A 20,704-nucleotide genomic window follows, 5' to 3' on the forward strand; every position below is an offset into this window, starting at 1 on the left:
CCCTGATTTATCACAAAAATCCCTTCAATCAAAGCAAAATAATCCGAAAAATTTCTTGAGAATGTTTTTCTATCTCCTCAATATTGCTATGTTTTTACCCCTATTTTTCCTCACTCTGAATTGCTGTTACGATGCAATAACGTACCTCTTTTTATGCGTATAGCGTACAGTATAAACACCTTACTCAGCGTAAAGATTTCATCCAGGTAGCTGAATCTGCTTCCACATAGGTGCTACTTGTGCACTCTCCGGATTGCCATTCCAGATAAGAAGCTGTAAATCATGAGCGGCCAGTGAGCTTACCTTCCCACTCTCATTGGGCCACCAGCTAAACTTTCCCTTCGACAACCGCTTACAGCATAGCCAAAACCCTTGCCCGTCATATACTAACACCTTTATGGCTGTCCTTCTGCGATTGCGAAATACAAATACCCATCCCGAAAAGGGATCAGCCCCCATCACCTGCCGACATACCCTTGACAGACCATCAATCCCTCGACGAAAATCCACTGCTTCTACCGCTACCAATATCCTCATCTGAGGGGTGAGCTGGATCATGTGTCTCTCCCCCAAAATGCTTTAGCTATTTCCAAAAGATTAAAGTTAGCTCCTCCTCCCTTGAGATGTACCCTCAGTCTGCCTCCCTTCTGGTCTTCCATCTCCATCACATACTCGGTATCAGATTCCGGCTTGCTTACCTCATCAGACTCTGGCCTGCTTACTGCAACCTCTACAAAATGGTAAGACCTCCCTTCCTCCCGATACTCATTACCACTGCTGGCTTGAACCCTCCTCTTGAGTTCTCTGTGATTCAGCCTCAATACTGTGGATATCCGGCCAACAGGATAGTCTCTTGCCAGACTTACCGCTGCCTCCCACAACGCTTCTGGCACCCGCTCGCGGCACCTCCTGGTATTACGCCATGCTATAAACTGCTCCTGGATTTCCTCTATGGTTGGCTTAACCACTGGTAGGTATTCTTGTTTCATAGGCTATCCTCCCTTATCTCAGTCTGTTGGATAACCTAATGATAATGCATTCTTATTCAATTTTCATGCAGGCTTGCCGGAAGGACACAACCATAGCGGAAAGCACGGTGAGAAAACAGGGTCTCTCGCATGGTCTTGCCCATGACCTTAAGAAACTTCTGGCCCCGGTGGCTCATACCGAAAGGGCAAAAAGGGCCCATGACCAGCTTATTGCTTTCGTAGCGGAGCAATCATTAAAGGCCAAACCAGATGAGCGCCTTTTGGGAAGTAGCGAAGTGATTGAATCGGTCTTTGGAAAATTGAAGCGACTGGAACAAGATCAGGCAAGGAGTGGGTTCACTGCCCTTGCACTGAGTATTGGTGCTATAGTTTCCACAACGACCAAAGAGGTTATTCAAAAAGCTTTACAAACGGTTCCCACAAAAAAGATCCTTATCTGGTGCAAGGAAAAACTTGGACAATCTGTGCAAGCAAAGAGAAGAAAGGCACTTGCACCTTCTGAAAAAACGGAACAAAAACCGGATCAATCCAGGAAGGTAGCATGATCATCTTTTCATCAGCCCGGTATGAGGAGATGGCTTTTAAAGAAAACAGGATGTTTTCTCTCCTATGCTTGGAATACATACTTACTACTTTACTAACCTTCTCAGGGCTTCTACAGCCACCCGCATGGTTTTCTCCTCAGCCGGAGAAATTGCATCCTCCTGGATCTGGTTTTCGACCACCCGGTTGACGATGACACCGCTGATGCATCCGGCGCGAAGTCCGAGAGCGCTGCAAACGGTGAAGAGCGTCGACGATTCCATCTCGTAATTCAAAACTCCCAGCGTTTGCCACTCCTTAAGGCTCCCCTGAAACTTCCTGATGACGCTGCCGGAAAAGGAATCATACCGTTCCTGGCCGGGATAAAAGCTGTCGGAGGAGGCAGTGATACCGACATGGTGGGGTATATTCAATGACCGAGCGGCAGCAACCAGGGCCTGAACGATCAGGTAATGGGCCACGGCAGGGTATTCGATCGGTGCGTAGTGAGTTGATGTGCCATCCAGCCGGACCGAAGCGGTGGTGATAATTACATCCTGCACCTGAATATTTTTCTGGATAGCGCCGGTTGTGCCGATGCGGATGAAGGTGTCCACTCCGAGCATGGCCAGTTCTTCGACCACAATGGCTGTCGATGGCCCGCCAATGCCTGTGGACATGGTCAGTACGGGAACCGTATCCAGGTAGCCCAGAAATGAGGTGAATTCCCGATGACTGGCAAGATGCCTGGCCTGCCGGTCATACGAGAGGGCGATCTTTTCCACCCGTGCGGGATCACCCGGCAGGAGAGCAAATTCTGCTCCCTCCAGCATCTCCTGGTGGAGTTTAAGATGGTAGACCGTTTTCATGAGGTGGTCTCATCCTGCAAGATTCTCTTGACGAATTCCTGATAAATCTCTTCACTGAGAGACTGGCTTGCATGCAGCTTTTCGAGCTGTGCCCGCACCTGTTCGCTGGTGAGTATCCCTTCGCGGTAGAGATGGTATAAATTCCCGGCCATCCCCTGCTGTATTCCCTGTTGTATTCCCTGTTGTATTCCCTGCTCAAGGCCCTGCTCGATAGCTTTGGTTATCGCCCCTCGCTGGTCCTGGATAAATATCTCCCTCCGCTCCTGGTCATCCAGTTCTTCACGGGTCAGGTTGGCTTTGTTGGCTATCTGGAAGGCATGAGATATAGGCTGCTCAACTGCCAGAGTCCGGGGGATAAAATCCAGCGAACCCGCTTCCTTGAGGAAGTATATCCATTTATCGGTAATATCGCCAAGTTGCTCGTCGGTTTTGGTAAACTTGGGCAGCTCAATGAATACCAGCTCAAGGTCCGAATTTTTATATTCAAAGAATTCATCCTTTTCTATGAGGCGGAAGCTGCTGATGATCTGAGCGGTTTTGGGAAACATGACAAAATCGGTAATGGTGATGGCTATGACCGGGTTGAGGTTCAGGTATTTTTCCGCATTCTCGATCTGCGTGGAGTAAGACTTGGCTGCATTGTAGAGCACCCGCTTTTCAAAGCCAGCTACATTCAATACCTGCATTTCGATAATAAACTCCCGGCCATCCCTGCTTCTGGCTTTGACATCCAGATAGGTATCCTTCATCCCCTTGATCTTTGGTGCCAGATACGGATCGATGATCGTCAGATCAACAATCTCGTGCTCCGGGCTGAAACGCAGCATGGCATTGATGAACGATATCAGGATATCTTTGCTCTCCGAGCTTCCAAATATCCTCTTAAAGGCAAAATCCGTCTTGGGATTGAGAAAACGCATCCTTACCCCACTCTCTGGTAAATGATTAAGTATGAGCTATTTCACCAGTTCACCGTTATTATAATCATAGCTAACTCTTCGTACCATAACAAGAGATAACTTGACAATCCATCTGGTCACTAATCCTGTATACTGGCCACTGGCCACTGCCTTCTATCTTTCACTCCCTGGGACCGTACTGCACAAGGTGATCCACGCCGGAAAAGCGGGCGAAGTTTTTCCGGAATTTCTCAGCCAGGGATTTTGCCTGCTGGTCATAGGCGTTCTTATCGGACCAGGTGGTCTTTGGATCCAGAATATCCTTTGGGATATTCGGGCAGTCCTGGGGCACCAGAATGTTAAAGACCGGGTCAAGCCTGTACTCCACCTCGTTCAGATCTCCCCGCAAGGCAGCATTGATCATGGCCCTGGAGTAGGCAATTTTGATCCTTGATCCAACTCCATAGGGACCGCCGGTCCAGCCGGTATTAATCAGCCAGACCTGGGGTTTATGCCTGGTAATCTTTTCTCCCAGCATGGTGGCGTAAACGGAAGGGGGCAGGGGGAGAAAGGGTGCGCCGAAGCAGTTTGAGAAGTCGGCCTGGGGCTCCACCACTCCTACTTCCGTACCGGCGACCTTGGCCGTGTAACCGGAGATAAAATGGTATTGTGCCTGGCCCTGTTCGAGTTTGCTGATGGGGGGGAGTACACCATAGGCATCACAGGTCAGGAAGAAAATGTTGCGGGGGTGGTCTCCGATCCCGTCAGGTACGGCACCTTCGACATAATGAATAGGAAAGGCCCCGCGGGTATTTTCGGTAATGGATATATCGTTGTAATCGGGTATCCGGCTCTTTTCATCCACAATGACGTTTTCCAGAATGGAACCAAAGGTGGTGGAGTTCCAGATCATCGGTTCAGATTCTTTTTGAAGCCGGATGTATTTGGGATATAATCCTCCCTCCAGATTGAAAATACCCTCATCATCCCAGCCATGCTCGTCATCTCCGATCAGCCGGCGCTCAGGGTCAGCTCCCAGCGTGGTTTTGCCGGTGCCGCTCAAGCCAAAGAGAATGGCCACATCGCCATTGCGTCCGACATTGGCACTGCAATGCATGCTCAGAACGTTTCTCTCAGGCAAAAGGAGGTTACAGATATAGAAGATGATTTTCTTCATCTCACCGCCGTAGGCAGTTCCGATAATATAGACCAGCTTTTCGCTCAGGTCGGCCACGACCGCCACCTTGGAGTTCAGTTCCTTTAACTGGGGAGCTTCCATATCGGCACAGTTGATAATGGTCCACTCCGGCTGGAACCCTTCCAGTTCCTTTTCCGCAGGCCGGATGAAGAGATGATGGGCGAACAGGGCATGCCAGGCCTTGATGGCAATGACCCGTAAGGGTATCCGGTGAGCCTTTTTGGCTCCGGCGTAGCCGTCAAAGATGAAAAGGTCACGGTTTTGAATATTGACCTTGATGGCCTGATTGAGCTTGTCCCTGGTTTCCCGGGTAATCAAAACATTGCGCTTGCCCCAGTCTATTCTGTCATGGTAGGGAGAGCCTTCGACGATGTAGCGGTCCTGCGGGGACCGCCCTGTCCGCTGGCCGGTTCTCACGCACAAAGCCCCATTGGCAGCCAGAAATCCTTCACCCCTGCGCAGTGACATCTCCACAAGGTAAGCGGGAGATAAGTTGCGGAAAACATAGCCAATATTCCGGATGCCGTAGCGTTGATCCAATTCCTGCACTAACTTCATAGATACCTCCGTTCTCTGGTAGTATAACGAAGAATTTGTATTTCTGAGCACTGACCACTGACCACTGTCTTTCAATTTTCAACACTTTTTTTTATAGTTTGCCAGAGGTCGTTCTCGACCATCTGAGCGTTGGGCAAGTGATCGATATAGAGGGAATGCTGATCCTTGCGCTCGTGATTGAAAGGAACAACCATGCAGAGCCTGGTTCCGGAGCGGATGATAGACTGGTGAGTAATTCCGGTAACAATGCCTTCGAGGGGAGAGAGAATATTGCCGGAATGAAAGCTCATGGGATCCATGATATCACCGATTTTTTGCCCTTCCCGAACCATTTGGCCAAGGCGGATGTCCGGCTTGAAGATCCCGCCGCTTGGACTGCGGATCCATTCCTCGTTCGATTTCAGCAGGATCTGGAACCTGGGAATCTTGGCCTTTCCTTTAATCATGCCCAGAACTTTCATAACGTTCTCACAGGCAGACAGCCCTACCTTGACATTGCCGCTGTTGATCAGGCCTGCTGCACCGATCTCGATGGTCAGGCACCGGACACCGATCCTGGCTGCCTCGACCTGCAGCATGCCATTGACAGCCGGGCCCTGCCAGATAACATTGATGCCGGTAGAATTCATGAATTGATTATGGGTCTCGTCCCCGCTTGATTCCCGGCGAAGGCGGATATGGGGAATCATCTCGTCCGGAAATTCGGCTGAATGCAGGTCGATGATATAATCGGCCCGGGGAACGAATTTTTCAAAAAAGAAATGGGCTACCCGCTCGGTCAGGGTTCCGTTCCTGTCTCCGGGGAAAACCCGGTTCATGTCCTGCCGGTCGAAAGGATCCCACCTGTCTCCGGCATTAAAACCCATCGGATTGACAACCGGGATGGCCAGGATATTCCCGCAGAGATTTTGCGGGTCGATCTTTTCAACCAGCTTTCTGATGACTTCAACCCCGACCACCTCATTGCCGTGGACCGCTGCGTTGAGCAGCAGCGTTGGACCGGGACGGCATCCATAGATGCCGAAAAAACCGAGAAATATCTCCTGCCGGTAGGCATTTTCGGCAATAGTGAACCTCCGGTATTCTTTGATCCCCGGATTAGGAGTAAATAGTGGATCCTGGGGTGTCGCCATATGATTTTCTCTGTTTGGTAAATTTTTGGTTGATAATGCTCATAAAACCAGTTCTCGATTCCTGGGTATCGTCCAGGAACCGTACTTCAAGTTTGGAGTCAAGCTCCGCCCTGGAAAGGGAATTGGCTGTAACCAGACCGGATACAAAGTCAGGCACAAGGCCGCAGGATTGCTGCAAATAGCATATTCCCCCATAGGCACTGACACTGTCACCGGCAGCGAAGGCCAGCAGGGAAATATCCTTCATGATAGCCGGACAATGGAAGACCATCTCGGTTTCCCGCTGAAATATTCCATCCGCTACTTCCATGACTAAGAATTCACAGCCACTCTGGCTGAAGTACCCTTCGAAGACCTTGAAAATATGCTCAAGTTCCGCTAACGAGCACCGGTAAGTCGATGGGTACCCGATATCCATAAAATCGAGGACAAGATGAGCGCCGCGGTCTTTCATCCAGAGAATGTCCTTCATCCGGGAAGTCCCGGTGAGTTTCCCCCCGCCGACTTTAAAGCCATGAGCGCTCAGGATGTTAATCATCCGCCCGGCAGTCAGCGTCTTGCCACAATCCATATCGGCACCAAAAACAGCAATAATCGTGAGGGGGAACCGCTCAGGCTTTGGCTCGCCACCGGCAGCGTCTATCCCAAAGTGCGCGGTATTCATTTTCTGCCCGCGATCATCAATGGCATGGCCAAGATAGATTAGCCTGGTCGGAATCCTGGCCAGGACGTTTCGGCTCAAAACCTCACCCGCAATTCCTCCGATATTGAGAAGGTCAAACTGTGCGCCCCGCGTGAGTTTTCCGGGGATTTCTCCGTAAAATTCCCGTGTTGAATACCGTCGGCCCAAGACCACAGCAACCACATTGCCAACCTGCAGGGGAATTTCCTTGCCCCCCGGCTCTTCGAATCTGGTGTGCTGGCCCAGCTCGGAAATTTCTGCAATGACCACATCTCCGCATTCCGGATTGCAGCCATAATCAGAATCGACTGCCTGGAGGGATGAAAGCGAATAGACCCGCCGGGTCGAAGAGGAAAGAATATCTATATGATAGCGCGTGAGCATAGATAGATTTCCTGATTATTATATAATCAGCGCTCATTATACGCGAATATTCCTGGATGTCAAGGCGGGAAGATGCGAAGAGGCGGTCAGTAAGACAGTGGTCAGTGGCCAGGAAAAGCAAGTGGTCAGTGGTCAGGAAAGAAGGAGTCAGGAAGAAACTGAAAACTGATAGCTTCTCCTAGACGAGCAGGCATCTGGCCAGGGATTTGAGCAGGCAGGTAACAGGAAGACCAATGACGTTGGTATAACACCCCTCGACGCCGGTAACAAAGTTTGCGCCCCTGTCCTGGATGCCATAGGCTCCGGCTTTGTCCATCGGCTCTTTGGTGGCAATATAGCTGTCGATCTCATCCTTGCTTAAAGCCCGGAAAGAAACCTTTGATTCGACAGACTCGAGGATTCGCTGACCGTTTACCATGTTGATAAGAGCAAGACCGGTAATGACCCTGTGAGTGCGGCCGCTCAATTGGCCGAGCATTTCCCCGGCTTCCCGCTCGCTTTGCGGTTTCCCAAGGATTCGATCTTCGAGGACGACGATGGTATCGGCCCCGATGATAACCCCGCCGGATGCTCGACCGGCTACAGCCTCAGCTTTGAGCATGGCCCAGAGGCGTGCTTTTTCCTCCGGGGTCCCCGGCATGTCCTTCTCTTCCACATGGCTGGGAACAGTAATGAATCTCAAACCCAAAAGGTTAAGGATTTCCCTGCGGCGCGGGGATGCCGAAGCCAGGATAAGAGGCAAGTCATCGCCGAGCTTGTGCCTGATCCGGTTTATGAGGTTAATCCGGTTGATATCGTAAGGTATTTTTATAATAGTGGTATCCCGCTCTCTGGTTTTTCATCCGGTAGTCATACCTATTGGTCTGTATGTGTCCTGCTTTGCTCTCTCAGGTGGGTAGTATAGATGATATGGTATCTTTTTTCAACCTTTGCGTGCCTTGAACGGATGTTCCCCATCTTTTAAGGCAACCTGTATCCTCTCTGGAGGGACAGGTCCCCTGTGGCCGCCCCTGCAAATATTATTATGAAATATTTTTCATTTGTTAACTTTTTGTAACTTATAAAGAAATATTATTTTAACATGCAAAATTTTTCATACTTCTCTTGGAATCGAGAATAATATGGATAATTATATATCTTTTATTTAAATAATTTATATATTTATATATTATTTATAAATAAAATTAATAAACTATCTTTAATAAAATAGATAAAGTTAACATAATATACTGGGCATATTTTAATAAATAAATAATATTATAATCATAATTATTTATATTAACATAATATATAATTATAATTAATTAAAATAAAATCTTAGATTATATAAAATAAATATATAATATTTTTTATTGCTGGTATAGTATTTGCTTCATACTATCGAAGTTAATTAGGGAATCGATAAATGGGGCTTACAGTCCTCCTCTTGTCATAATGAAGCTATCAAAAAGGTTCTCCTTACGAACCAGAAGAGTACTTCAGACCCTTCCAAGCTCTACGGTTGTGCATCATATAGTTGTTAGTTGTTAGTTGGAGAAATCAGATGCAGAAATGGAACCCCCATGCTCAAGGTACCTCGCCTGGTAAGAACGCGAGGTTATCTCATGAGCCAGTCTTATAACTTTTAAACAGGAGGAATAGCTATGGAGTAAAACCAAAAGATAAAGCATCTTGTGTGCCTCGTTTTATTCACCTTATTTATCTTATTATCACAATCCTTTTGCAATCCTTACTTGTAAAAGGAAATTCAGGGTTTTTAAGGGATTAAGTTAAGGAGACCAGAATGAAAAGAATCAGTATAGGGATTATGGTTATCTTGTTGTCTCTGGGATTATGGGGAACAGCCCTCGCTGCCACTTCAGCCCTGGAAAGGCCGCTAGGGTATTTAGGCAAACCCGCTGACTATAATCAGACTATCAAACGCTTTGATTATCCACCATCTAAACTCAGATTTCCCTCATACTTCAACTGGGCAGATCTGGGAATGGTGACTCCGGCCAAGGACCAGGGCTACTGTGGGAGCTGCTGGGCTTTTTGTGTTGTGGGAGTTCTCGAGTCAAAGATACTCATAGCCGGAGGATCTTCCTATGATATCTCCGAGGAGCAGCAGGTAGCGTGCGATACTGATAATTTTGGATGCTGCGGCGGCTATTTGGATACCTTACGATTCTGGGAAACCCATAGCCCTATGCAAGAAAGTTGTACCGGCTATCCTGACTACACCACCTCATGTCCAACCTATACTACCGTATCCTGCAGTAATCTGGAAAGTAGCTGCAGTACTCTGCCCTATCACACAACGGGATTCTATACGGTAGATGCCTCCAGTATCGATCAAATCAAGTCTACCGTCACTATCGATGGACCTGCCTGTCTGGGATTTCGTGTGCATTATGATTTCTTCACTTATTGGGCTTATGCTTCCCCGGGAGCGGTCTATACGAACACCGTGAATGACTTGAGAGGTGGCCACATGGTCCCGATCATTGGCTGGGACGATGAAAAAGGTGCCTGGCTCTGCAAGAATAGCTGGGGCGCAACAGACGGGCCAAATGGTGACGGGACGTTCTGGATTGCATATACAGGCCATGCCAATGATCTGGATTTTGGTGTAGCTAATTCACAGTTGACCACTATAGTACCAGCTCAATGTGACCATACCGAAGAGATCATTGCGCATACCTTCCTTGGAACCGGAACCGGCCAGGACTGGAATAGCGATGATAACAGCTGGCCTTATACCCTGCCCTTTACTTTCCCCTTCTTTGGCCAGACCTATACATCGGTAAATGTTTCCTCGAATGGATTCGTTGATTTTGTCACCCCCAGTGGGGATTTTACTCCTTCTGAAGCAGAGCTGATTAACAACGTCCGGATCGCCCCGCTTTGGGCTGACCTGGACACACGGCCTGGCGATATCTATATTCATCAGCCTACACCCGATTCTGTCTGCATCCGATGGGAAGGTTGTGAATGGGGTTACAGCAGCTCCTCCATAAACGTCGAGCTGATCCTGTATCAGGACGGTCGCATTCAGTTCAACTATGGGAGTGGAAATTCAATGTACAGGACTCCCCTTATCGGCATATCGGGCGGAGATGGGGTCCATTATTGTCTCTCGACCTATAATGGCAACACCGTCCTCACCGATGCCGATTCCGTTCTGTACACGCCGGGCACCCCACCCCCACCAGAAGAAGCTGAATGGACCTTCATGGTTTACCTCGATGGAGACAATAATTTAGAGCAATTCGGGATAGCCGACTTTTTGGAAATGGCGAGTGTCGGGAGCAGCTCGGCAATCAATATCCTTGTCCAGTTTGACCGGATAGGGGAATATGATTCCAGTTATGATGACTGGACTACCTGCAAACGATACCGGCTGACACCAGGCATGACACCAACCGCTGCCAATGCTCTCCAGGACCTCGGAGAAGTCGATATGGGAGATTTAGGGACTCTGAGAGATTTCATTGATTGGGGTATAGCTAATTATCCTGCCAGCCAGTATGCTCTGATTCTCTGGAATCATGGAGGCGGATGGCGTGAAAGAGAATTGGCCCTTAAGGCTTCCCTCAAAGCGGCGAGAACAGAACGTGAGCGGGCTAAGATAAAGAAGATGCTCCTGAAGCTTGAGGAAGAGAAGAAGGCTCATCCTGCGTATAAGGCAGTGTGCTGGGACGATACCGACGGGGGCGTCTTGTATACCCAGGAACTCCGTGAAGCTCTCGATGCAGCCAGTGGCGATATGAACCTGCTCGGTTTCGATGCCTGTCTGATGTCGATGATCGAGGTCGCCTACGAGGTAAAGGATACCGGAGTAAGTGTCATGGTCGGCTCCGAGGAAACCGAGCCGGGAACTGGCTGGCCTTATGACACCATCCTTTCTGATCTGGCTGGTAATCCTGCCTGGGATGCATCGGCTCTTGGCATTTCCATCGTTGACCGTTATTATGAGTCCTATGGTAATGATATGACGATGGCAGCAATCGATATAGCTCACCTCGATAGCCTGGCTGGCCTTGTCAGCTCATTAGCGGATACCATGATGGCTTCCTGGGCTACTGACCAGCAGGCAGTGAAAGACGCCGCTCAACTGGTAAAGGACGAGATCGATCAGACGGTGATTGACGAACATCATGGCTCATCCTGGCCAGGTGCTCATGGTCTGGCCATTTACTTCCCGCAATACGAGGGTGATTTTGATCCTGACTATAATGGCTCAAATATCAATTTTGCCGCAGACACCTTGTGGGAAGAATTTCTGGCTGATTTTTATGCCTCAATGTCAGGGTCATGGATTGCCTTAGCCCGGTCGGGCGCCCAAGAGTTTTACTATCCTCAACACATTGATCTGTACGACTTCTGTGAAAACCTGGTGTCATGGACGGAACCTGAATGCGGCCATACCGAAGCTATCCTGCCGCACACCTTCCTTGGCAATGGAACCGGCCAGGGCTGGAATGCTGATGATATGAGTTGGTCTTATACTTTGCCCTTTGCTTTCCCCTTCTATGGCGTGAGCTATACTACGGTCAATGTCTGCTCGAATGGATTCCTCGATTTTGCAAGCTCCTCTGCTGATTATACTAATTCCACAGAAGAGCTGATCAGCAACGTGCGAATCGCCCCGCTGTGGACAGACATAGTAACAACTGGCGATATTTATATTCACCAGCCGTCAGCCGATTCGGTCTGCATTCGCTGGGAAGGCGTGGAATATACAGACGGTGGCTCTATCAATGTTGAAGTGATCCTGTATGCTGATGGCCGGATTAAGTTCAATTACGGAAGTGGAAACACGAGCATAGCCGGCTGGACTGGTTCACCTACTATCGGGATATCCGCCGGGGATGGAAGCCATTATTGTCTCTCAATCCATAACGGCAACACAGAGCTCACCGATGCTGACTCCATTCTCTACACACCGGGAATTCCTCCGTCGCCGGTTGCAACCGATATCTTCTGGTACAAATCCGGTCATGCGCCTGACAGTTTGTGGGTGGCCAATGGTGATGGGACGTTTACCAATGTCGCGCAGCAAATCTATTTGACCTATAATCCGCCGTTCACGGGTGACTTTAACGGCGATGGTCTCACGGATATTTTCTGGTATCGGCCTGGTAATGACAGTGATTATATCTATTTTGCCAATGGTGACGGGACATTCTCTCCTCCTCCCGTCGAGGATCTCTTTATCGATGGAACCTACCAACCGCTCACGGGAGATTTTAACAGTGACGGCAAAACGGATATCTTCTGGTATTGTCCCGGCGAAGGTGCCGATTTTGTATTTTTATCCAATGGCGATGGGACATTTGCCACGATTCCACTCTTTGTCGATGGCGACTATCAGCCACTGGCGGGTGATTATGATGGTGACGGCGATACCGACGTCTTCTTCTTCAAGCCTGGCACCGGAAGCGACTGGCTATTCTCGTCCAATGGCGATGGAACGTTTACCAGGATCTGGCAGGATATGGATGAATTTAACTGCAGAACCGCCGTCGGAGATTATAATGGCGACGGAAAAGCCGATATCTTCTTCTACGGGCTTGGCAGTGTAGCTGACTGGCTGTGGACATCCAATGGGGATGCCACCTTTACCGTGACTTCTCCTGTATCCATTGGCGAAAATTATCGTCCTCTCGCCGGAGATTTTAACGGCGATGGCAAGGCCGATATCTTCCTGTATCAACAAGATGGTACCGTGGCCGCTATACTGCTGATGTCCAATGGCGATGGAACCTTCACTGCCCACTCGCAAACGGTGGGTGGCAACTATCAGCGGATCCTGGGAGATTTCAATGCTGACGGCATGGCCGATATCTTCTGGTATCAGGCTGGTACCGGAGCCGATGAGCTGTGGCTGTCCAATGGGGATGGAACCTTCACCAGCAGCCCGCAGACGGTAGACGGCAATTATCGGCCACTGACGGGAGAGTTTGCCAACAGTTTACCTCCAATGTAAGGATTAGCGGAAAAGAGACATTTCAGCATCTCGACTAAACATTGGAGTGCTTATTGCAACGTACCCAATTGACTCATGTCAATTGGGTACGTTTTTATTTTGACATTGCCGGGTTAATTATCTCGCCCCAAAACCTGAATCCGGCGAACAAGTCAGCCGATAAGAACATAAAGGTGGAAAGTTTATCGATTCAGCTTTTTATTGACAATGGCAAATTTACTGAATTATAATGCATTATCAATTTAACCATTTTTCAACCCTTCAAACCTCTTATTTGGTAGGAATATTGCCATGTTGAACAAAAAGATTGTTATTCCTGCTCTCCTCCTGGCTGTTTTAACAATTTCCTCGGTTAGTCTGGCTGATGATACAATCAATGCTGACAATCCGGCCAGCCGGTATTTTCAGAACGGAATTTCCCTGTTCGATCAGGGAGATTACGACCAGGCACTGCCAGCTTTTCAGAAAGCAACACAGGAAGATCCAAACTACGCCGAAGGCTATTATAACCAGGGAATTATCTATGACCTCCAGGGCAGGTTCACTGAAGCTATCGAGGCATATCAAAAAGTTATCCGGCTTGACCCTGAAGTCGGCACCGTGCTCAGGAATCTGGCGCAGGATTGTTACGTGACGGGAAGATTACGGGAAGCCATGGATTACATCAAACTGGCCGAATCCCTGGGCCAGCCTGTTGATAAGGAGTTCTATAACCAGATATGGGCCGAGTATAAGGGCCTCAAGTCCAGGCAGACAGGCGGCAAGACTGCTCCAGCGAGCGGGAAGGGGCGGATTGAAGGCCGGACCGCAGGCATCTCCCATGCGGAGTCCCCGGAGGACAGGGAACTGGAAAAGGTCCAGCGGGATATTGAACTCGACATTATCAGTCTGGAAAAGGAGCTCGGTCAACAGGAGACAGGAAAATCGGGGGAGCTTATCAACCTGGGAATCAAGTACCGTCAGAAGGGGGAGATTGACAAATCCATCGACGTTCTGACCAGGGCTCTTTCCCTCAGCACCGCCAAGATGATGATTTATGCCGAGCTTGGGCTGTGCTACTATTTTAAGGACCGCAAAGACCTTTTCGTGCAGAATTTCGGGCAGGCTAAAAGAAGCGGCTTCAAGCCTTCCCGATCTTTGAACGATCTTTATCTGCAATGTCTGGCCCGGAAGTAGTTTTTTCATCTTTCGCTGCCTGGCCGAAAAGTAATTCTCGTACTTCCTGCACGGAATCAAGAATCACATCCGCCTGCTGAAGATACTCGCGGGGCAGGGAAGTGGTTACGGCTATGCAGAGCAGTCCTGCTCCCTTGGCCGCCTGAATGCCATAGGGAGCGTTTTCGATAACCAGCGCCTCATGGGGCCTGATATTCAGCTTCTCAAGCGCTGCAAGATAGGGGTCAGGGGCTGGTTTTCCCCGTCTGACCCTGTCGCCAGTGATGATAACCTCAAAAAGGCTGCTCAACCGGGCAGGGAGGATGGAATCCACCTCATTTTGAGATGTCCCGGTAACCAGGGCCAGCCGGTATCCCCGCTTTTTGATCTCCTGAATTAAATCCTCAACCCCGGAAAACAGGCTTGGAGAGGCGATCTTTTTAAACAGGCTCTCCTTTTGCTGTACAAGATGCTGCTTTTCCTCCAGAGGCAATTGTTTCCCGTACTTGGCCAGCAGCTCTGACAGGGTTACCATGCCCGGCTCTCCCTCCCGCGCATAGATCTCGAGTTTATCGACCTGAATGCCGATTGACCGAAGGATCTCCTGCCAGGCTCGGAAGTGGTCTGGCATGGTATGGACAATAACCCCGTCCATATCAAATAGCACGGCTCTGCGCTCTTGAAGCACCGCTTCTCCTATATCATTGTGGTGGGGCACAGGGGATTTCTCTTCTGTCGCCGCCGCACCAGCCACTTTCTTCCCTCTTCACAAAGCAGGATGACCGGGCCAAAGGTAAACAGAAGCGCCCAATCCTTCAGACCGATGGGAGCAAGACCGAAGATATTCTGGAAGAAGGGCGTATATACGAAAAGGAAAATTAAAGCGATTTCGCTGATGATACCGCCAAGGACCAGTTTATTACTGAAAAATCCCACCTTGAAAATTGATTCCCGGTCAGTCCGGCAGCAGAAGACATTGCCGATCTGGACAGTGACGATACCGGCCAGGCACATGGTCGTAGCCATAATGTAGACTGGTCCGTTCGGGTAGGCATAGGCCGGGTTATTCGTCGGCGGTACAAGCGTCCCCCAGCTTAGGCCGTGGGTCCAGTAAAGAAAGTAGTAGCCCACCATACACAGGGCAGCTTCGATCATGCCCAGGAACCCATAGGCTCTCAGGAACAGCTTGGTATTGATCATCCGCTCGTTTTGCAGCCGGGGAGGCCGGTTCATGGTTCCCGGCTCAGGGGCTTCCACACCAAGGCCAAGAGCAGGCACCAGGTCTGTGCCCAAATCCACTGCCAGGATCTGCATAACCGTCAGGGGCAGGGGAATCTTGAACATGACAAAGAGGATAAAAGGAATAATCTCCGGCATGTTGCTGGCGAAGATATAGGTTACAAACCGTTTGATATTGGCATAGACAGCCCGGCCCTCTTCGATACCGGCAACGATGCTGGCAAAATTATCGTCGGTGATAATCATATTGGCCGCTTCCTTGGCCACATCATTGGCATGCATTCCTAGGGCAACGCCGATGTCTGCTTTTTTCAGGGCCGGAGCGTCGTTAACCCCGTCTCCGGTTACGGCCACGATATACCCTTCATCTTTCAGACAGGAGACAATCCGCATTTTCTGGTCAGGGGCCATACGGGCAAAGATTACCGGCCCCTTGAGAATAGTCTTCAATTTCTGATCATCCATGTCTGACAGCTCATGGCCGGTAATGACCGTGACGTTATCCGGATCTTCAATCATGCCGATCTTGTGGGCAATGGATTTGGCGGTCAGGCCATAGTCTCCGGTGATCATGATGACCTTGATCCCGGCATTGCGGCAATCGGCAATAGCTTTGGGTACTTCAACCCTTGGGGGATCGATCATGGCCGTCAGGGCCAGGAAGGTGAGGGATTTTTCCACGTTTTCATTGCTGTAATGGGTTAACGACGACAGTTCCTGGTCCTCGCGGCAGGCTACAGCCAGCACCCTGAGTCCTTCCCTGGCAAACAGGTCGTTCTGGCGGGTAATCGACTGACGCATCTGCGGCGTCAGTTTTTCTTTTTTGCCATTGATGAGAATCGAATCACACTGGGCCAGAGTCTCAATGGGTGCTCCCTTGGTAAAGGCTAATTTTTTGCCATCCGGAGTTTGATTGATGGTGGTCATTCGCTTTCGGATCGACTCAAAAGGAAGATGGCCGATCCGCAGGTAATCCACTGTCAGCGCTTCGGTATCCACCCCGGCTTTCTGTGCCAGAACGATAAGAGAGCCTTCAGTGGGGTCGCCCATGATCCTCCAGGAGGTTGTCTGCGAAGTGGGAGCGAGAAGGTGAGCATTATTGCACAGTACGGCTGAGGTAAAAAACAGACGGCAGGCAGGATCCTGCTGCAGGTCAGAGGGGGTGATCAGCCGCCCTTTCTCATCATGGAACTCCCCTTTGGGTTCATAGGAAGTGCCGCTGACATCGATCAGCTTCTGGTTGATAAAAATTTTGCAGACACTGATCTGGTTTGTGGTCAGGGTACCGGTTTTATCCGTGCAGATAACATTGGTGCAGCCCAGGGTTTCCACCGAGGAAAGCTGCTTGATCAGAACGTTTCGCTTGGCCATCCGCTGAACACCCATGGCCAGAGCCAGTGAAACCGTGGGCAGGAGCCCCTCCGGAATATTGGCGACGATGATACCAATGGTGAAGATGAAAGAACCGATCAGAGAGAGCCCGCCCAGGCTCTTTCCCAGGAAGAAAAAGATGATCCCCATGCCAACGGCCAGGATAGAAATGATATTGACCATTTTTTCCATTTCTTTCTGGAGCGGGCTCAGCTCTTTCTTGACCGACTGGGTCAGCCGGGCAATTTTGCCGATTTCCGTATTCATACCGGTACCGATCACGACTCCCCGGCCACTGCCCGATGTTACCGAAGTTCCGGCGAAAATCACATTTGGCAGCTCGGTCCACAAAAGAATCGCTCCATCTTCAATGGGCTCGGACATTTTGTAGATGGGCCGGGACTCTCCGGTCAGGGCTGCATTATTGACCCGCATTTCGTGAGATTCTATCAGCCGGGCATCCACCGGGATGCTGTCTCCCTCCTCAAGGAAAATAATATCACCGGGCACCAGCTCTGAAGAGAGAACCTCGGTTTTCTGGCCGTTGCGAAGAATGCTGGATTTTTGAGGCAGCAGCTTTTGCAAAGCCTCAATGGCCTTTTCCGCTTTGAATTCCTGCCAGAAAGAGAATACGGCGTTAATCAGGATCACCGCAAAGATAGCCCAGCCCAGTTGCGGCATATCCACACCGGGAATAAAGCACAAGAACCCGCCAACCCAGAGGAGGATGGCAAAGAGAGAAATAAAGTTTTTCAGGAGCTTGACGTAGACAGGAGTCTGCTTGATCTTCTTCAGGATATTGGGACCATAAACCTCCAGCCGCCTTTTTGCCTCTTCCTGGCTCAGCCCATTCTCCGAGGTCTGGAGCTCTGCAAAAATACTTTTCCTGTCGAGGTTGATGAATCCGTATTTTCCCTTGTCCTCTTCATCCACCAGAATTTTGTAGACTTTTTCCGGAGAGTCCGCCTGTTCCACACGTGCCCGGAGCTTTTCATTTCCCAGGATGCTCGATATTTTGGCCAGGATCTGCAAATGGGTAGAGGTCTGGTCGCTGGGAGTGATAAAAAGGAAGAATATCTTGCAGGGCTTCCCATCAATGGCGTTAAAATCAAGACCCTCTTTGATAACAGCCAGTCTGACTACCGGCTCCTTAAGACCGTCGAGCCTGATATGGGGAATGGCAACACCATTGCCAACTCCGGTCGAGGAAATCTCTTCCCTCTCCAGGAGTTGCTGGATTATCTGCCGCTGCGCAATTGTTCCATTGCCATTCAAAGCAAGTGATGGCGGAACGATCCGGGATAAAAGATCTTCCCGATCCTTGACTTTGGACAAACAGGAAATTTTTTCTGAATCAAGCAGTTCGTAAATTTTCATGGTACGAGTACTTACCTCCTTCATATCCTGCCGACGGCAAAAAACTGATCGCCGAACGGAAACTGAAATTATAGCACAAATCGTCAATATGGGAAACAATACTTTCTTATTTCATCGCCTATTGAGGGTAATTTCTTCCCCCCTCCTGAGCTGTCAATAAAAAAACCTCCCATATTGGTGGGAGGTCTTCCGACAGGGCTGATTTTCAACCTGGCTGATAAACATTGACTGTTAAATGTATCCCGGTTTCAACACGCATAAATCATGCCATAAATCAAAAAAGTCACCTTTTGGCTAAGTATCAATATAATAATAAAATTCTCCAGGTGAACTGCCTGATGGAAGATTTTCCTTTCTCCAGCCGAAGCGATTAAATCCTGGCACCATGTTCAGGGCAAAATTTCATTTTGTTTTGACATATATTATGTATAACAATAAGTTATAGCCTATTGCCTCCTTTTTGTCATCAGCTTCATTTTGGGCAGGCCAGCACGTAAGTTCCTGATAGAAACATCGTCTACTGAATCAAAGTAATTAAAAACAGCACCTGAAGATTCATCTTCACTGTTCGAGAGGATCAAGCAATGACGACTGCCAAATTAAACCGCCTCAAGTCCCGCATGGATCGAGAGCTCAACCGTTGCCTGGCTTCATCTTTTTTCAGCAACGTAATCTATACCGCCCTCAAGAGAGAGCAGATTTCCCAGCGGTATCTCAGACTCATGCAGGCAGCAATGCGGAAAAACTGATTACCGGTACCCGGCTCGCCTTGACCGGTTCCGGGCATGATATAGGCTGAGGCTGCCTGCCTTGCCGGAAAGCAGGGCACTCCTAATGGAGCCCTATGGGAATTTCTCGGCCCCGCTATTCCTGATCCATTATAGAGGCCCATCCTATAATGACCAGGCCGGTATCCATGTGGATACCAGTATGAAGCACGTTTTTTCCCACTATCTACCTGCCTTTCAAAGTTTTTAGTCTCTTTAAGCTGATTTATACCAAAGAAAAGCCATTTTGGTATTGCTTATAATTTATTAAACCATCACAGTTGACTCCGTAATGCCTTGTGTTAAGATATTTCAGACGGAGATTGATGGCACAAACATGGGAAGACAGAGGTCATTTTTGATGCCGAACGGGAGAGCATTTAAGACTGACGTTAGTTTTCTTGAGAAACTTGCTATCGGAGCATGTGGTACCAAAAATGTATCACAAGAAATACGAGCTGAAGCAGCCCGTGCGCTGGCCAAGATATCAGAAAATAACACTGAGAAGGTTTTAGAGCAATTTGCATCAGCAGATGAGATAACAAGGCCGGGTATTGCTTGGGCACTCAGTAAACGGGGTCGATTGGATATTCGTAAAATAATAGACATTGTCCCATTAGATTCAATTGACACAAGGCAATGGGTAGCATTTATGCTGGGTTATGCTGAACATAATCAACTTATTGGAAAAATTGAGGACTTAAAGAATATAGACTCTGAATTATATTTTGCAGTCACCCTGCTCTGGAAAATTATATCAAGTTGGGTATACAATCTTGAGGAGGTTTAATTGATGCTCAATAGTACTCCTACACCATTATATTCTACCGAGTATGGTACTGCCTACGTTGGAGACTCCTACGATTTATTGAAGAAATTAGGCACCGCGTCTGTTGACCTTGTGTTAACATCACCGCCTTTTGCTCTCCAAAGGAAAAAAGAGTATGGGAATGAAGACCAGGAGGAGTATGTAGACTGGCTCCTCAGATTCGGTCCTGAAATTCTCAGGGTATTAAAGCCGACCGGGAGTTTTGTTTTAGATATTGGAGGGGCATATAAGGAAGGAATACCTGTACGTTCTTTGCATAGTTACCGTATTCTTATACGACTCTGTGATGAGTGCGGCTTTAACCTTGCCGAAGAGTTTTTCTGGTATAATCCTGCAAAACTTCCATCTCCTATAGAGTGGGTTAATAAACGAAAAATACGGGTAAAAGATTCTGTAAATACTGTGTGGTGGTTATCAAAAACAGAGGAACCAAAGGCCGATGTAAAAAAGGTGCTAATCCCTTACTCAGACAGAATGAAAACTTTGTTAGAGAATCCAGAAGCATTTTACAAACCGAAGAAACGTCCATCTGGCCACGATATTTCATATGGATTCAAAGTTAAAAACGAAGGTGCAATTCCATCTAATCTGCTTCAGATATCAAATACTGAGAGTAACTCAAAGTACCTTAGACTGAATGGCACTTACATAAGAATTAGTAATTCTCCCGCAGAGACGCTGAGACGCAGAGGATATCATTGAAAAGTAAAAGTAAAACAAGTTCCTCCTTGTGCCTTTTTACTTTTTGCTTGCTTCCAGGC

Annotated in this window: 16 protein-coding genes and 1 pseudogene; 7 read left to right on the forward strand and 10 right to left on the reverse strand. The window is 48.7% G+C overall.

The annotated features are described in order from the left end of the window. Nucleotides 1-198: 198 nt before the first annotated feature. Both tnpB and AB1611_20285 read right to left on the reverse strand, forming a co-directional pair. Nucleotides 199-558, reverse strand: coding sequence for an IS66 family insertion sequence element accessory protein TnpB (tnpB, locus tag AB1611_20280; protein ID MEW6381921.1), 360 nt, complete (start codon nucleotides 556-558; stop codon nucleotides 199-201). Then, nucleotides 555-989 (reverse strand): hypothetical protein, encoded by a 435-nt coding sequence (locus AB1611_20285; GenBank protein MEW6381922.1) that lies wholly within the window; start codon nucleotides 987-989, stop codon nucleotides 555-557. Before AB1611_20285 ends, tnpB begins: the two co-directional genes overlap by 4 nt. Before the next feature lie 107 nt (nucleotides 990-1,096). Here AB1611_20285 and AB1611_20290 point away from each other — a divergent pair, with 107 nt between their 5' ends. Continuing rightward, the gene (locus AB1611_20290; protein ID MEW6381923.1) at nucleotides 1,097-1,534 is read left to right on the forward strand and encodes a hypothetical protein; all 438 of its coding nucleotides are present in this window, start codon (nucleotides 1,097-1,099) and stop codon (nucleotides 1,532-1,534) included. An 84-nt stretch (nucleotides 1,535-1,618) separates the two neighbouring features. Here AB1611_20290 and udp read toward each other — a convergent pair whose 3' ends face one another. The 5 genes from udp to AB1611_20315 form a co-directional block, all read right to left on the reverse strand. Then, nucleotides 1,619-2,380 (reverse strand): uridine phosphorylase, encoded by a 762-nt coding sequence (gene udp, locus AB1611_20295; protein MEW6381924.1) that lies wholly within the window; start codon nucleotides 2,378-2,380, stop codon nucleotides 1,619-1,621. Beyond that, nucleotides 2,377-3,300, reverse strand: coding sequence for an Rpn family recombination-promoting nuclease/putative transposase (locus AB1611_20300; protein ID MEW6381925.1), 924 nt, complete (start codon nucleotides 3,298-3,300; stop codon nucleotides 2,377-2,379). The genes udp and AB1611_20300 overlap by 4 nt, the downstream gene beginning before the upstream one ends. A gap of 160 nt (nucleotides 3,301-3,460) precedes the next feature. After that, on the reverse strand, nucleotides 3,461-5,035 hold the full coding sequence (gene pckA / locus AB1611_20305) for a phosphoenolpyruvate carboxykinase (ATP) (protein ID MEW6381926.1): 1,575 nt from the start codon (nucleotides 5,033-5,035) through the stop codon (nucleotides 3,461-3,463). A 71-nt stretch (nucleotides 5,036-5,106) separates the two neighbouring features. Then, entirely contained in the window at nucleotides 5,107-6,168 is a 1,062-nt protein-coding gene (locus AB1611_20310; protein MEW6381927.1) for a succinylglutamate desuccinylase/aspartoacylase family protein, read from the reverse strand. After that, nucleotides 6,134-7,234, reverse strand: a complete 1,101-nt coding sequence (locus AB1611_20315) for a hypothetical protein (protein ID MEW6381928.1) — start codon at nucleotides 7,232-7,234, stop codon at nucleotides 6,134-6,136. The genes AB1611_20310 and AB1611_20315 overlap by 35 nt, the downstream gene beginning before the upstream one ends. On the opposite strand from AB1611_20315, the gene AB1611_20320 reads away from it, so the two are divergent. Continuing rightward, the gene (locus AB1611_20320; GenBank protein MEW6381929.1) at nucleotides 7,227-7,403 is read left to right on the forward strand and encodes a hypothetical protein; all 177 of its coding nucleotides are present in this window, start codon (nucleotides 7,227-7,229) and stop codon (nucleotides 7,401-7,403) included. The genes AB1611_20315 and AB1611_20320 overlap by 8 nt on opposite strands. 9 nt (nucleotides 7,404-7,412) lie before the next feature. Here AB1611_20320 and AB1611_20325 read toward each other — a convergent pair whose 3' ends face one another. Next, nucleotides 7,413-7,976, reverse strand: a complete 564-nt coding sequence (locus AB1611_20325; GenBank protein ID MEW6381930.1) for a Maf family protein — start codon at nucleotides 7,974-7,976, stop codon at nucleotides 7,413-7,415. A gap of 1,041 nt (nucleotides 7,977-9,017) precedes the next feature. On the opposite strand from AB1611_20325, the gene AB1611_20330 reads away from it, so the two are divergent. Together AB1611_20330 and AB1611_20335 are read left to right on the forward strand one after the other, a co-directional pair. Further along, nucleotides 9,018-13,205, forward strand: a complete 4,188-nt coding sequence (locus AB1611_20330; protein MEW6381931.1) for a clostripain-related cysteine peptidase — start codon at nucleotides 9,018-9,020, stop codon at nucleotides 13,203-13,205. A gap of 291 nt (nucleotides 13,206-13,496) precedes the next feature. Further along, on the forward strand, nucleotides 13,497-14,381 hold the full coding sequence (locus tag AB1611_20335) for a tetratricopeptide repeat protein (GenBank protein MEW6381932.1): 885 nt from the start codon (nucleotides 13,497-13,499) through the stop codon (nucleotides 14,379-14,381). Here the strand turns inward: AB1611_20335 and AB1611_20340 are convergent. Together AB1611_20340 and AB1611_20345 are read right to left on the reverse strand one after the other, a co-directional pair. Further along, nucleotides 14,326-15,048 carry an HAD family phosphatase gene (locus AB1611_20340; protein ID MEW6381933.1) on the reverse strand — a complete coding sequence of 241 codons (723 nt, stop codon included), beginning with the start codon at nucleotides 15,046-15,048 and terminating at the stop codon, nucleotides 14,326-14,328. The two genes, AB1611_20335 and AB1611_20340, sit on opposite strands and share 56 nt — an antisense overlap. Nucleotides 15,049-15,056: 8 nt before the next feature. Next, nucleotides 15,057-18,347 (reverse strand): HAD-IC family P-type ATPase, encoded by a 3,291-nt coding sequence (locus AB1611_20345; GenBank protein ID MEW6381934.1) that lies wholly within the window; start codon nucleotides 18,345-18,347, stop codon nucleotides 15,057-15,059. 584 nt (nucleotides 18,348-18,931) lie between these two features. On the opposite strand from AB1611_20345, the gene AB1611_20350 reads away from it, so the two are divergent. The 3 genes and pseudogenes from AB1611_20350 to AB1611_20360 all read left to right on the forward strand — a co-directional run bounded on the left by AB1611_20350 (nucleotide 18,932) and on the right by AB1611_20360 (nucleotide 20,579). Further along, nucleotides 18,932-19,096 carry a hypothetical protein gene (locus AB1611_20350; protein ID MEW6381935.1) on the forward strand — a complete coding sequence of 55 codons (165 nt, stop codon included), beginning with the start codon at nucleotides 18,932-18,934 and terminating at the stop codon, nucleotides 19,094-19,096. 379 nt (nucleotides 19,097-19,475) lie between these two features. Further along, on the forward strand, nucleotides 19,476-19,904 hold the full coding sequence (locus AB1611_20355) for a hypothetical protein (GenBank protein MEW6381936.1): 429 nt from the start codon (nucleotides 19,476-19,478) through the stop codon (nucleotides 19,902-19,904). A gap of 3 nt (nucleotides 19,905-19,907) precedes the next feature. Continuing rightward, nucleotides 19,908-20,579 (forward strand): annotated as a pseudogene (locus AB1611_20360) (site-specific DNA-methyltransferase). Nucleotides 20,580-20,704: the final 125 nt, after the last annotated feature.

It is taken from the genome of bacterium, assembly GCA_040755755.1.
GTDB lineage: Bacteria > SZUA-182 > SZUA-182 > DTGQ01 > DTGQ01 > DTGQ01.